13 protein-coding genes are annotated in these 12881 nt (G+C 72.6%); 5 read left to right on the top strand and 8 right to left on the bottom strand.

Translation table 11 applies throughout. From position 1 onward, the window contains the following. Positions 1-23: 23 nt before the first annotated feature. The gene (locus ABZ920_RS26290; protein WP_361509770.1) at positions 24-416 is read right to left on the bottom strand and encodes an SCO5389 family protein; all 393 of its coding nucleotides are present in this window, start codon (positions 414-416) and stop codon (positions 24-26) included. A 326-nt stretch (positions 417-742) separates the two neighbouring features. On the opposite strand from ABZ920_RS26290, the gene nucS reads away from it, so the two are divergent. Beyond that, on the top strand, positions 743-1414 hold the full coding sequence (gene nucS / locus ABZ920_RS26295) for an endonuclease NucS (RefSeq protein WP_361509773.1): 672 nt from the start codon (positions 743-745) through the stop codon (positions 1412-1414). Positions 1415-1525: 111 nt separating this feature from the next. On the opposite strand, the gene ABZ920_RS26300 is transcribed toward nucS, so the two are convergent. From ABZ920_RS26300 to ABZ920_RS26315, 4 genes are all read right to left on the bottom strand, one after another. After that, positions 1526-4105 (bottom strand): ATP-binding protein, encoded by a 2580-nt coding sequence (locus ABZ920_RS26300; protein WP_361509776.1) that lies wholly within the window; start codon positions 4103-4105, stop codon positions 1526-1528. A gap of 276 nt (positions 4106-4381) precedes the next feature. Continuing rightward, positions 4382-4705, bottom strand: a complete 324-nt coding sequence (locus tag ABZ920_RS26305) for an STAS domain-containing protein (RefSeq protein WP_361509779.1) — start codon at positions 4703-4705, stop codon at positions 4382-4384. Positions 4706-4847: 142 nt separating this feature from the next. Further along, the gene (locus ABZ920_RS26310; RefSeq protein ID WP_361509782.1) at positions 4848-5696 is read right to left on the bottom strand and encodes a 3-hydroxyacyl-CoA dehydrogenase family protein; all 849 of its coding nucleotides are present in this window, start codon (positions 5694-5696) and stop codon (positions 4848-4850) included. A gap of 178 nt (positions 5697-5874) precedes the next feature. Further along, entirely contained in the window at positions 5875-6384 is a 510-nt protein-coding gene (locus tag ABZ920_RS26315) for a TetR/AcrR family transcriptional regulator (protein WP_361509785.1), read from the bottom strand. A 41-nt stretch (positions 6385-6425) separates the two neighbouring features. Between ABZ920_RS26315 and ABZ920_RS26320 the strand changes: the two genes are divergently transcribed. Further along, positions 6426-6998, top strand: a complete 573-nt coding sequence (locus ABZ920_RS26320; RefSeq protein ID WP_361509788.1) for a cob(I)yrinic acid a,c-diamide adenosyltransferase — start codon at positions 6426-6428, stop codon at positions 6996-6998. Positions 6999-7208: 210 nt separating this feature from the next. On the opposite strand, the gene ABZ920_RS26325 is transcribed toward ABZ920_RS26320, so the two are convergent. Further along, positions 7209-7742: a hypothetical protein gene (locus ABZ920_RS26325; protein ID WP_361509790.1), complete on the bottom strand. Its 534-nt coding sequence runs from the start codon at positions 7740-7742 to the stop codon at positions 7209-7211. A gap of 151 nt (positions 7743-7893) precedes the next feature. Between ABZ920_RS26325 and ABZ920_RS26330 the strand changes: the two genes are divergently transcribed. The 3 genes from ABZ920_RS26330 to ABZ920_RS26340 all read left to right on the top strand — a co-directional run bounded on the left by ABZ920_RS26330 (position 7894) and on the right by ABZ920_RS26340 (position 11708). Further along, positions 7894-9060: a histidine kinase gene (locus tag ABZ920_RS26330; protein ID WP_361509793.1), complete on the top strand. Its 1167-nt coding sequence runs from the start codon at positions 7894-7896 to the stop codon at positions 9058-9060. Then, positions 9057-9698 carry a response regulator transcription factor gene (locus ABZ920_RS26335; RefSeq protein ID WP_361509796.1) on the top strand — a complete coding sequence of 214 codons (642 nt, stop codon included), beginning with the start codon at positions 9057-9059 and terminating at the stop codon, positions 9696-9698. The genes ABZ920_RS26330 and ABZ920_RS26335 overlap by 4 nt, the downstream gene beginning before the upstream one ends. Positions 9699-9869: 171 nt before the next feature. Beyond that, positions 9870-11708 carry a glycoside hydrolase family 18 chitinase gene (locus ABZ920_RS26340; protein WP_361509799.1) on the top strand — a complete coding sequence of 613 codons (1839 nt, stop codon included), beginning with the start codon at positions 9870-9872 and terminating at the stop codon, positions 11706-11708. Positions 11709-11793: 85 nt separating this feature from the next. On the opposite strand, the gene ABZ920_RS26345 is transcribed toward ABZ920_RS26340, so the two are convergent. Together ABZ920_RS26345 and ABZ920_RS26350 are read right to left on the bottom strand one after the other, a co-directional pair. Continuing rightward, entirely contained in the window at positions 11794-12240 is a 447-nt protein-coding gene (locus ABZ920_RS26345; RefSeq protein WP_361509802.1) for a DUF2550 domain-containing protein, read from the bottom strand. A gap of 161 nt (positions 12241-12401) precedes the next feature. Then, positions 12402-12779, bottom strand: a complete 378-nt coding sequence (locus tag ABZ920_RS26350; RefSeq protein WP_361509805.1) for a F0F1 ATP synthase subunit epsilon — start codon at positions 12777-12779, stop codon at positions 12402-12404. Between the last annotated feature and the right edge of the window lie 102 nt (positions 12780-12881).

Consider the following 12881-nt stretch of genomic DNA (forward strand, 5'->3'; position numbering starts at 1 on the left):
CGGCAAGCAGGCGGTCCGCCGCGTCAGCAGTCCCTGAGCTCCGGGGACTGGTTGAGCAGTTGGCTGCGCACCGACGTGAAGCGGGCCAGCGTCTCGTCGACCGAGGCGTCCAGCGGGAACACCGCCACGCGGTGGCAGTTCTGGAAGGCCAGCCGCACCCCGAAGTGCCGCTGGAGCGCCCCTCGGATGGCGTCGCTGGCGAGCGCACGCAGCAACTGGCCGCGCGCCTGCTCGTCCGGCGGAGGCGTCTGGTTGTCGGCGAAGTCTCCGCCGTCCACCTTCAGCTGGGCCACCAGGGAGCTGATCATCTCCCATGCGTAGGGCAGGGAGGTCCGGACGCAGTCGACGAAGGCGGCTTCGTCGACCTCGCCTCGCTCGGCCTTTTCGAGTAGGGCCGGTGAGACGTCGAGCGACATGGGTTCTCCTCTCGCACCCCCGAACAGCAGGGGTTGCCGGACAGGTCAGGGAGTGCGCGACACCGGACACTCTCCGTACGCACATCGCGACCTCCCGTTCCTACGGTATGCAAGGAAACCGGGACCCACCAGGCGAACGCGCTTACAGACCAGTCGAGTTGGATACACAATCGGCCACAAGTGAACACGGGTGATCACGGTAAAAATGGGGCGGCCGCGGGCCGCCCCGGGGGGCCGGACCCGGGCGGCGGCCGCCGCACCCCGGCCGGGGGCGGCGACGAGGGCGAATCGCGCGCACCGGGAGGTGTCGAGTAGCGTTGCGGACCATGCGTCTCGTCATCGCCCGGTGCTCCGTCGACTACGCGGGCCGGCTCACCGCCCACCTCCCGTCCGCGCCCCGCCTGATCCTGGTCAAGGCGGACGGCAGCGTCTCGATCCACGCGGACGACCGCGCCTACAAGCCCCTCAACTGGATGTCGCCCCCCTGCACCCTGAAGGAGGGCGCGGGCGACGAAGAGGGCGTGTGGACCGTCACCAACAAGGCGGGCGAGAAGCTCATCATCACGATGCAGGAGATCCTCCACGACTCCAGCCACGAACTCGGCGTGGACCCCGGCCTGATCAAGGACGGCGTGGAGGCGCACCTGCAGGAGCTGCTCGCCGACCGCATCGAGACGCTGGGCGAGGGCTACACCCTCATCCGGCGCGAGTACATGACGGCCATCGGCCCCGTCGACATCCTCTGCCGTGACGGTGAGGGCCGGACGGTGGCGGTGGAGATCAAGCGGCGCGGCGAGATCGACGGCGTGGAGCAGCTGACCCGGTACCTGGAGCTGCTGAACCGCGATCCGCATCTGGCGCCGGTGCGCGGCATCTTCGCGGCCCAGGAGATCAAGCCGCAGGCCCGCGTCCTCGCGACCGACCGCGGCATCGGCTGCCAGGTGCTGGACTACGACGCACTGCGCGGCATCGAGGACGACAAGCTGCGGCTGTTCTGAGCGGGTTGCCTCCGGGACGGGCCCTGTCCCCGCATGCCGGATGAGGCCCCGGCACCTGACCGGCGAGGGCCGGGTCCCGCCACGCGGACCCGGCCCTCGGTGCGATCCCGGTCAGATGACCTGATCGGACCCGGACGTGCTCCCGCCGGTCTCCGGCGCGCCCGCGGAACTGCTCGACGTCGCCGTCGCGCTCGCGGTCGACGGGCCGCTGGCCGAGTCGGAGGTGCTCGGCGTGCCCGGGTCGGACGGCGCCGTCTGCGACTGGGTCGGCGACGGCGACGGCGCATTCTCGGAGGGCGACGGCGACGGCGAGGAATGCGTGGGCGCCGGCGGCGTCGGCCTGGTCGACGACGGCCGGGACGGCGACTCGCTCGCCGAGCCGGCGTCGCCGCCGCTGCCGCCCGGCCGCCGCGTCCCGGTGGGCTCGTCCGACGGCTGCGCCGTGTGCGCCGCCGGGGCCGGGTCGTCGGGCGTGCCGTAGGTGCCGTCCGGGCCCGGGTCCGTCGGCCGGCTGGTCGCCACGCCGGTGTCGCCGCCGCCGCTGCCGCCACCCTGCCCCGGCACGTCGCCGCCCAGGCTGCCGTCGTCCAGGTCCTGGCTGGCGGAGGGGTTGACGTTGACCTTGTGCGAGGGGTCGTCGGCGTCGTTGTGGCCGCTGGCGCCGAGCGTCACGACCGTGCCGAGGACGGCCACCAGGAGGGCGCCGGCGCCCGCCGCCACGAGGTTGCGCCGGGCCAGCTTCTTGACCCCGAGGCGCTGCTCGGACGCGGCCGCCGCCTTCGGGCCGGACGGCCCGGGCACGTTCGGGACCCGGTACGCGACCGGCGTGGAGGGGCCGGCGGCGGGCGGCTGGAGCGTGGGGAAGGGCGTGGGGGCACCACCGGCCGGCGTCGCCGGCTCCTCGCCGCGCGGGTCGGGCTCCTCCTCGCCCGGCCTCATGCCGAGGCCGGCCATCGCGGCGAATCCCGGCGCCGCGCCGGACCGGTCGGCGACCAGGGCGAGGGCACGCCGCCCGGCGACGGTGCCGCGCTTGTCGGCGAGCGCGCCGCGCAGGCCGATAGAGGCCTCCAGCTCGGCGCGTGCCCGGTCGAGCGCGCCGCCGCAGAGCGCCAGGATGCCCAACTCGTGGTGGAAGTAGGCCTGCTCGGCCACCTGCCCGGCGAGCCGGGCCGCCTCGGCGCCCGAGCGCAGCGCCCGCTCCCAGGCGCTCCAGTGCAGCCCGGCGGCGAACGCGGGGGCGGCCGTGCGGGCGACCCGCACGGCGGGGCTCTCCCCGTCCTGCCCGCCGGGCCGGGACGCCTGCACCAGGGCGCTCAGCGACGCGAGCAGGGCGTCCGCCTCACCGCACACCCGCTCGGGCGTGACCGAGGGGTGGCCGGCCCACCAGGCGTAGTGCTGCGCGGCGGCGCGGGCGCGCTCCTCGGCGTCGTCGCCGTATCCGGCGGCCTCCAGCTGGGTCAGCACCCCGGCGGCGAGCCGGTAGCGGGAGCCCACCGGTGAGACGAGGCCGCAGGCCGCCAGTTCGCCGAGCGCGGCGTCGGCGTGGGTGTCGCCGACCAGGGCGGGCAGGTGCGCCTGGTGCGGCACCTCGCCGCCGAGGGCCACGGCGAACCGCAGCGTGGTGCGGGCGGAGGCACTCAGCCGGGACGCGAGCAGCGGCGCGGGCGCGGCGGCCTCGCCGAGGGGCGGCAGGGGCACGCCGGCGGCGGCGCCGCCGCCGTCCAGCGGCAGGTCGGCCGGCGGGGCGTCCTCGAACACGCCGTACTCGTCGACGGCGTCCGCGCTGGCCCGCAGCTGGTCGTGCTGGCGCAGCAGGGCGCCCGCCTGGACGAAGCGCAGCGGCAGGCCCTCGGACTCGAACCAGAGGTCGCCCGCCCAGTTCGACTCCTCCTCGGTGAGGACGCGTCCGGCGGCGCGTTCGATGACCTCGACGCCGCCGGCCCGGTCCAGTCCGGCGAGGACGACCTCCTCGACGTCCGAGTCCGCCGAGGGCGCCGGCACGTCGGGGGTCGCGCCGAGCAGGAAGGCGCACTCGGGGGTCGCGTCGAGCAGTTCGTCGAGCGCGCTGCCGCCGACCTCGATGTCGTCGATGACGACGACCGCGCCGATCTCGCGGACGCACTCGAGCAGTTCGTCCTGTCCGGGCCGGTGCAGGGGGGCGTCGTGGACGGCGTGGAAGAGGTCGTGGAGCAGCTCCGCGGCGGTGCGGCGGAACCCGCTCAGGCGCACGACGCCGTCGGGGGCGAGGTCCGCGCAGTCGTCGGCGACGAGGGCGAGGAGGCTGGTGCGGCCGGACCCGGCGGGGCCGGTGAGCCGCACCGAGCGGCCGCGGGCGAGCAGCCGTACGAGCTGCTCGCGTTCGTTCTGGCGCTCCAGGAGCGGCCACGTGCTCTGCCCGGGGCCGGGCGGTACGGGGGCCGCGGCGGCGCGCTCGACGTCCGCACGCTCGTCCGCGGTGCGCTTGCGGGGCCTGCCGGGCCGTTCCGCGGGCGGGCAGACCTCTATCTCGCTGCCGTCGACCGGGTTGACGGTGAGCAGGAAGTCACCCGTGACGAGCTGTACGGTACGGGCCAGTGCCGGCGCGTGCTGGGCGAAGTCGGGTGTGAGGGAGTCCCTGGGCGGGCGCTGACGCGGCCCCTGGCCGTCGTCGTCCTGGCTCATGCCCTCGGGCCCCCGGCTGTTCGGGTCCATAGGTTCCAAGCCCCCCAAAAGCGTCGTGTGCTCGTCAAGCCCCTCCCGGCCTTGCCGCACACCGCGCTGTCGCTTCTGGTCCGGGCCCGCTCGAGGGTTACGTGGCAGCGGGCAGCCGAACCCTAAACCTTCGCACAGTATCTACGACAGCCCGGGGTACTGCGCCGTCCGAGACGTCACGGTCTCGTGAGGATTGCGCTTGACGTGCGTTTCGGCGGCCTGCGTCCGGGTATCCCGCCTGGCCCGGTTCACACCTGCGGGGGACCTCACGGGCCGTCACACGCGGGGCAGGGACTCCAGCCCGATGCCGCCTTCGATGGCCAGGATGCGGTGCAGCCGGGTGGCCACCAGCAGGCGCCGCATCTGCGGCGGTACGCCGCGCAGCACCAGCCGCCGTCCACGGCGGCCGGCCCGCCGGTGGACACCCATGATCACGCCGAGTCCGGTGGCGTCCCAGGAGTCGAGTTCGGACAGGTCGAGCACCAGGTCGCCGATGCCGTCGTCGACGGCCGAGTGCAGGACCGTGCGGGCGTCCGCCGCGCTGTGCACGTCGAGGCGGCCCCCGACGACCAGCTCGGCGTGGTCGCCCCTGATGTGCATATGCGCTCCCCGTGAGTGCGGTGGCGGACTCCATGGCGATGGCTGTGCAACCTCTGACTGCCTGAGTGGCAGTGCGGTTGCTGCCTGTAAGCGAACCGATACCGAATTCACCCCGAAGAGTGATAACTCCGGGGCGCGGACCTCAGTGCTTGTAGAAGCCCTGCCCGCTCTTGCGGCCGATGTCACCGGCGTCAACCATCCGGCGCATCACCTCCGGCGGGGCGAACTTCTCGTCCTGGGTCTCGGTGTAGATGTTGCTGGTGGCGTGCAGCAGGATGTCGACGCCGGTCAGGTCCGCGGTGGCGAGCGGGCCCATGGCGTGGCCGAAGCCCAGCTTGCAGGCGAGGTCGATGTCCTCGGCGGTGGCGACGCCCGACTCGTACAGCCTGGTCGCCTCGACGACGAGGGCGGAGATGAGGCGGGTGGTCACGAACCCGGCGACGTCCCGGTTGACGACGATGCAGGTCTTGCCGACGGACTCGGCGAACTCCCGTGCCCGGGCGAGGGTTTCGTCGCTGGTCTTGTAGCCGCGGACGAGTTCGCACAGCTGCATCATCGGGACCGGCGAGAAGAAGTGCGTGCCGACCACGCGCTCCGGGCGCTCCGTCACAGCCGCGATCTTGGTGATCGGGATGGCGGAGGTGTTGGAGGCGAGCACGGCGTCCTCGCGCACCAGCTTGTCGAGCGTGCGGAAGATCTCGTGCTTGACCTCCAGCTTCTCGAAGACGGCTTCGACGACGACGTCCGCGTCGGCGGCCGCGTCCAGGTCGGTGGTCGCGGTGATGCGGGCGAGGGCGGCGTCGGCGTCGTGCGCCTCCAGCCTGCCCTTGCTGACGAACTTGTCGTACGAGGCCTTGATGCCGTCGGTGCCACGCTTGAGTGCCTCGTCGGTGACGTCCCGCAGGACGACGTCCCAGCCCGCCTGCGCGGAGACCTGGGCGATGCCGGACCCCATGAGTCCGGCCCCGATGACGGCGAGCTTCCGTGCCACTCCGACTCCCCTTTGAACGACTGCACGAGTGTGCGCGCTGTTGACGCGGGCTCCCCCGCTGCCGCGAAGCCGCGGGCAGACGGAGCCCCTCGGGCGGACACTAGCGCTCGTGAGGCGCTGTGTGACCGGTAAGTAACGCGCGTCACGTCTCAATTGACGGACATCACACCGGCAGCGGTTATTCCACGCCACGGACGGCGTAGTTGAGTACCTTCTCGCCCAACAGCTCCTCTATGTCGTCGAGGAGATCCAGCACCTCTCGTGACACTTCGTTCGGTTTGCGCCCCTTGACCATCTCGCGGCCGATGACCGCCATGACCGTACCGTGCACCCAGCCGATCTGACCGGCCATCAGATACGGCCTCTCGTCGCCGTCCGTCGCACCGGTCTCCTCACGCAGGACCGCCTCCAGGTTCGCCTGGACCTCCTGCGCGAGGGCCCACAGCCGTGAGCGCAGCGCGGGCGCCTCCTCGACGACCCGCATGAAGCGGGCATATTCGGGCATCAGGCCGATCCGGGGCGAGACCACCTCGACCTCCTCGCGCAGTTCACGCAGGACGGCCGCGGCGGCCGACTCACCCGTGCCGCGGCCCCGGACCCAGCGGGCGAGCCGGTCGGCCATGCCGCTGGAGCTGTACGGCGCGGTGGTGGCCGTCGCCTTCGCCGCGCCGGCCGTGACGGTGGGCACACGGGTGTTCCGAACGTCCGGGGCGTAATTACGCTGGCCTCATGGTCAATCTGACGCGCATCTACACCAGGACCGGCGACCAGGGCACCACCGCCCTCGGCGACATGAGCCGGGTCGCCAAGACCGACCTCAGGATCTCCGCGTACGCGGACGCCAACGAGGCGAACGCGGTGATCGGCACGGCGATCGCGCTGGGGAACCTTGACCAGGAGATCGTCAAGGTCCTCACCCGTGTGCAGAACGACCTGTTCGACGTGGGTGCGGACCTGTCGACGCCGGTGGTGGAGAACCCCGGGTTCCCGCCCCTGCGGGTCGAGCAGTTCTACATCGACCGGCTGGAGGCGGACTGCGACCACTTCAACGAGAAGCTGGAGAAGCTGCGGTCGTTCATCCTGCCCGGCGGCACGCCCGGCGCGGCCCTGCTCCACCAGGCGTGCACGGTCGTGCGCAGGGCCGAGCGCTCGACGTGGGCCGCACTGGAGGTGCACGGCGAGGTGATGAACCCGCTCACGGCCACCTACCTCAACCGCCTCTCGGACCTGCTGTTCATCCTGGCCCGCACGGCGAACAAGGAGACGGGGGACGTGCTGTGGGTGCCGGGCGGGGAGCGTTAGGCCCTGTCTGACCCTGCGCGTCCGCCGCGCGACGCCCTGCACGCTCCCCCAGGCTCCCGGCTTCGCCCGAGCAGGGGGTACCCCCACGCGCCGCACCGGCCCCGGACCCGAGTACGTCCCGTACGAGGGCCTGGGGCCGGCACGCCGAGAGCACGCACCCGACGCCGCGCGGCCGCCCCTCGGGCGACGACGCGAACGGTCGGACAGGACCTAGCGCCCGCGCTTGGGGAACAGCGTGTAGCTGCCGGCGATGGCCACATTGATGCCGATCAGCCACAGCATGCGCTGCTGCCACTCCCGCAGCGAGCCGGTCCCGCCGTCGCCGCCGATGTACCAGACCGCGGCCTGCAACAGGACGACGGCGACCAGCGCCGCGAGGATCCAGCGTCCCGCGACCCTCCATTCGTGGACAGCGCGGGCCGCGCCGTACTCGGGCGGCCGGGCGGGAGGCGGGCCCCCCGCGAAGCGGTGGGCGACCCTGGCGTCCGCCCACTTGATCGTGGAGTGGCCGAGGCCGACGGTGAAGCCGATGTACACGGCGGCCAGGCCGTGCCGCCAGTCGGGCTCGGCGCCGTTCTTCAGGTCGATCGCCGTGACGGCGAACAGCACGACCTCCAGGAGCGGTTCGCACAGCAGCAGCGCGAGTCCCACGCGGGGCATCCGGAAGACGTACCGGAACACCAGCCCCGCGGCCAGCAGGACCCAGAAGGCCACCTCACAGGCGACGACCAGTCCGACGATCACGGCTCGCTCCCTTCGCTCACCCCACCAGGCTCGCCCGGATGCCCGCGCGGATCGTCGTCGCCGGTGACGAACCCGAGGTAAGCGAAAGATGCAGCCCCCGACCCTTCCGTGGGGGCACGCGGACGGCGTCCCGCCCGTGTTTGATGGGGTCATGCCCGTACGACTCCTCCGTCCGCACCGCGACGACGTGTTCATCGCCGTGGGCGGGCTGCTCGGCGGGCTGCTGCTGTGGACGCTGGGCGTCTTTCCGCGCGTCCCCTCGGACGACCTGGTGCTGTGGCCCCAGCGCTGGGCGGCCCTGGTGCCGCTGGCCGTGACCGCCGCCTGCGAGCCGCTTCGCCGTACCCGGCCCCGGGCCGGTCTGCTGGTCGGCACGGCGGCGCTGGTCGTGGACACGGTGACCCTGGGCAGCATCGTCACGATCGTGCTGTACACGGACCTGATGTACGCGGCCGTCCTGTACGGCAGTCCCGCCGCCGCCCGCCGCATCCCGTGGATCACCGGTCTGCTCACGGTGATCGGCGGCGTGGTGCCGGCCGCGCTGTGGCGCGACCCGCAGGGACTGCTGATCGGCGTGGGCGTCGGGGTGGTCGCGCTCGCCCCCGCCGAGACCGGCTGGGTGGTCCGCAACCACCGCGAGGCCGCCGAGGCCGCCCGGCTGCGTGCCGAGCAGACCGCCCTGCTCGCCGAGACGGACCGGGTCCAGGCGGTCACCGCCGAGCGGGCGCGGATGGCGCGGGAGCTGCACGACCTGGTCGCGGGCCACCTGTCGGCGATCGCCATCCACTCCACGGCCGCACTGTCCCTCGACGACCCGGACACCTCCAAGCGGGCCCTGTCCGTCATCCGGGAGAACAGCGTGGACGGTCTCGCCGAGATGCGGCGGCTGATCCACATCCTCCGTGAGGGGGACGACGCGCCGGCCGCGACCCCGACCCTGGACGGTCTCGCCGGCCTGGTCGACGGCGCCCGGGCGAACGGCCTCGACGTCCGGCTCGACGCCGACCCCGGCCAGGTGCCCGTCCCGGTCGGGCTGGCCGCCTACCGGATCGTGCAGGAGTCGCTGACCAACGCGCTCAAGCACGCCGCGCACGGTCGCGTCCACGTGGTGCTGAAGCAGGCCGACGGCACCCTCCGGGTCCGGGTGACCAGCCCGTACGCCGACGCCGACGGGCCCCGCGCCCCCGGCTCCGGCGCCGGTCTCGTCGGCATGCGGGAGCGGGCCGCGCTGCTGGGCGGCAGCTTCGACGCCGGACCCGACGGCGCGCTGTGGACCGTACGCGCCGCCCTCCCCCTGACCGAAGGAGACCCCGCGTGATCCGTGTCCTGGTCGCCGAGGACCAGTCGGCCGTCCGCTCCGGACTGGTGCTCATCCTGGGCAGCGCGCCCGACATCGAGGTGGTCGGGGAGGCCGCGGACGGGCACCAGGCGGTGGCGCTGGCCCGGGAGCTCAGGCCGGACCTGGTGCTGATGGACGTGCAGATGCCCCGGCTCGACGGCGTGTCGGCGACCCGGGAGGTGGTCGCGGACCGGCTCGCGGACGTGCTCGTGCTGACCACCTTCGGCCACGACGAGTACGTCTTCGGGGCACTGCGGGCCGGGGCGGCCGGGTTCCTGCTGAAGAACGCGGAGGCGAAGGACCTGCTGGAGGCGGTGCGGACGGTGGCGCGCGGGGAGGGGGTCGTCGCCCCGGCGGTCACGCGGCGGCTGATCGCCGAGTTCGCCGCCCGGCCGGTGCGGGAGCCGTCCGTCGACCCGGCGGTCGTGGAGGCGTTGACGCGCCGCGAGCGCCAGGTGCTGGCGTGCATCGGCGAGGGGCTGTCCAACGCCCAGATCGCGGCGCGGCTGGAGATGGCCGAGGGGACGGTGAAGACCCACGTCAGCCGTCTGCTGGGAAAGCTGGAGCTGCGCAGCCGGGTGCAAGCCGCCGTGCTGGCGCAGGAGTTGGGGATCTAGGGCATCCCAAGGACGAGTGTTCAGAGTGGTCCAGACCTATTGACCTATGGTCCAGACCTTTCTATTCTCGCGGCACCGTGGGCGTGATGGCTCAGTCATGCCCGCGACAACCCCACACCGCCGTGGGGGCCCGCAGCGCCCCGACGGCACACCTCACAGAGGAGGCGCAGCGTGCGCTTCAAACACAGAGCGACGGCAGGACTCGCGACCCTGCTGCTCCCGCTGGCCGGTCTGGCCGGCCTCCCGAGCCCCGCCCACGCGGCGGCGAACGCCACGTCGGCCACCGCGACCTTCGCCAAGACCCAGGACTGGGGCAGCGGCTTCGAGGGCAAGTGGACGGTGAAGAACACCGGCACCTCGGCGATCAGCTCCTGGACGATCGAGTGGGACTTCCCCTCGGGCACGTCCGTCACCTCCGCCTGGGACGCCGACGTCACCTCCGCCGGCACCCACTGGACCGCCAGGAACAAGTCCTACAACGGCACCCTCGCCCCCGGCGCCTCCGTCTCCTTCGGCTTCAACGGCTCCGGCAGCGGCTCCCCCGGCAACTGCGCGCTCAACGGCGCCAGCTGCGACGGCGGCCCCTCCGTCCCCGGCGACAACCCGCCCTCCGCCCCCGGCACCCCGACCGCCTCGGGCATCACCGACACCTCGGTGAAGCTGAGCTGGCCGGCCGCCACCGACGACAAGGGCGTCAGGAACTACGACGTCCTGCGCGACGGCAGGGCGGTCGCGACCGTGGCCTCGACCTCGTACACCGACACCGGCCTGAGCGCCGGCACCGACTACTCCTACACCGTCCGGGCCCGCGACACCGCCGACCAGACCGGCCCGGCCAGCGGTGCGGTCGCCGTCCACACCACCGGCGGCACCACCACCCCGCCGCCGAACCCCGGCGGCAAGGTCAAGCTCGGCTACTTCACCGAGTGGGGCGTCTACGGCCGCAACTACAACGTCAAGAACCTGGTGACGTCCGGCTCCGCCTCGAAGATCACGCACATCAACTACGCCTTCGGCAACGTCACCGGCGGCAAGTGCGCGATCGGCGACTCCTACGCCGACTACGACAAGGCGTTCACCGCCGACCAGTCCGTCAGCGGCGTCGCCGACACCTGGGACCAGCCGCTGCGCGGCAACTTCAACCAGCTGCGCCAGCTGAAGGCGAAGTACCCGAACATCAAGGTGCTGTGGTCGTTCGGCGGCTGGACCTGGTCCGGCGGCTTCGCCGACGCGGCCAGGAACCCGGCGGCCTTCGCGCAGTCCTGCTACGACCTCGTCGAGGACCCGCGCTGGGCCGACGTCTTCGACGGCATCGACATCGACTGGGAGTACCCGAACGCCTGCGGCCTGACCTGCGACACCAGCGGGTCCGCCGCCTTCCGCAACCTGATGGCCGCGCTGCGCGCCAAGTTCGGCTCCGCCAACCTGGTCACCGCCGCGACCACGGCCGACGGCTCCGCCGGCGGCAAGATCGAGGCCGCGGACTACGCGGGCGCCGCCCAGTACGTCGACTGGTACAACGTGATGACGTACGACTTCTTCGGCGCCTGGGACGCGAAGGGCCCCACCGCCCCGCACTCGCCGCTCACCTCCTACAGCGGCATCCCCAAGGCCGGCTACACCACGGCCGACGCGATGGCCAAGTTCAGGGCCGTCGGTGTGCCCGCGAGCAAGCTGCTCATCGGCATCGGCTTCTACGGCCGCGGCTGGACCGGCGTCACCCAGGCCACGCCGGGCGGCACGGCCACGGGACCGGCGGCCGGCACCTACGAGCAGGGCATCGAGGACTACAAGGTGCTCAAGACGTCCTGCCCGGCCACCGGCACCGTCGCGGGCACGGCGTACGCGCACTGCGGCGGCAACTGGTGGTCCTACGACACTCCCGCCACGATCGCCGGCAAGATGAGCTGGGCCAGGAACCAGGGCCTGGGCGGCGCGTTCTTCTGGGAGTTCAGCGGTGACACCGCCAACGGCGAACTGGTGAGCGCCATCAGCAGCGGCCTGTCGTAAGCACGGACGGCCACAGCACGAAGAAGCCGGCCCCTCCCGGACGTGTCCGGGAGGGGCCGGCTTCTTCGTGCTGTGGCGTTCCGTCCTAGGCGACGTTCACCCGCTGCCCGGGCGGGGCCGCCTCCAGCCAGGCGAGGAAGCCGGTCAGCGCGTCCTCGCTCATGGCGAGTTCGAGGCGGGTGCCCCGGTGCAGACAGGCGAGGACCACGGAGTCGGAGAGCAGCGCCATCTCCTCCTCACCCTCGGGAAGACGGCGGCCGGCCACCTCGATCGACGCGCGCTCCAGGACGCGGCGCGGACGCGGCGCGTAGGAGAAGACCCGGAACCACTCCACGCGGTCGCCGTTGTAGCGGGCCACGCCGTAGCTCCAGCCCTTGCCGCCGGTGTCGGGTTTCTCGGGCACGTCCCACCGCAGACTGCAGTCGAAGGTGCCGCCGGAGCGCTGGATCAGCCTGCGCCGCAGGCCGAAGACGAACAGTCCCACCACCACGAGCACGACCACGAGTCCGCACACAGTCAGAGCGAGGACCATCGGCACCGACCTCCTCGTCTCCTAGGTAATGGAACGTAAAAATCACCTCTATCGGCCTCAGCCGCGGCCGGCACCGGATTGCTCCGGTGCCGACCGCGGCTGAGTCACGTCGTCAGACGGCGATCCCCCCGTGCCCCAGGGGGCCTGGGAGGCGCCTGAGGTCAGCGCGCCGCCGTGGCCGCGCGCAGTCGGACGTCCGCGCGGCGCTCGGCCGAGGCGTCGCCCTCCGCCTTCGCGCGCTCCAGCTCCCGCTCCGCGCGCTGGACGTCGATCTCGTCCGCCAGCTCGGCGATCTCGGCCAGCAGCGACAGCTTGTTGTCCGCGAACGAGATGAAACCGCCGTGCACCGCGGCGACGACCGTTCCACCATCACTCGTACGGATGGTCACCGGGCCCGACTCCAGCACACCGAGCAGCGGCTGGTGACCGGGCATGACGCCGATGTCGCCGGACGTGGTGCGCGCGACGACCAGGGTGGCCTCGCCGGACCAGACCTGGCGGTCCGCGGCGACCAGCTCGACGTGCAGCTCAGCAGCCAAGGGTGGCTCCTCGGGTCACCACCCGGCGGGTCTGCCGGGTGTTGGGGTCAATTCTAGTGGGCGTGGGAGAGGGGGCGGGACGCACCCGCCCCCTCACACGAG

It is taken from the genome of Streptomyces sp. NPDC046831 (assembly GCF_040645305.1).
Lineage (GTDB): Bacteria > Actinomycetota > Actinomycetes > Streptomycetales > Streptomycetaceae > Streptomyces.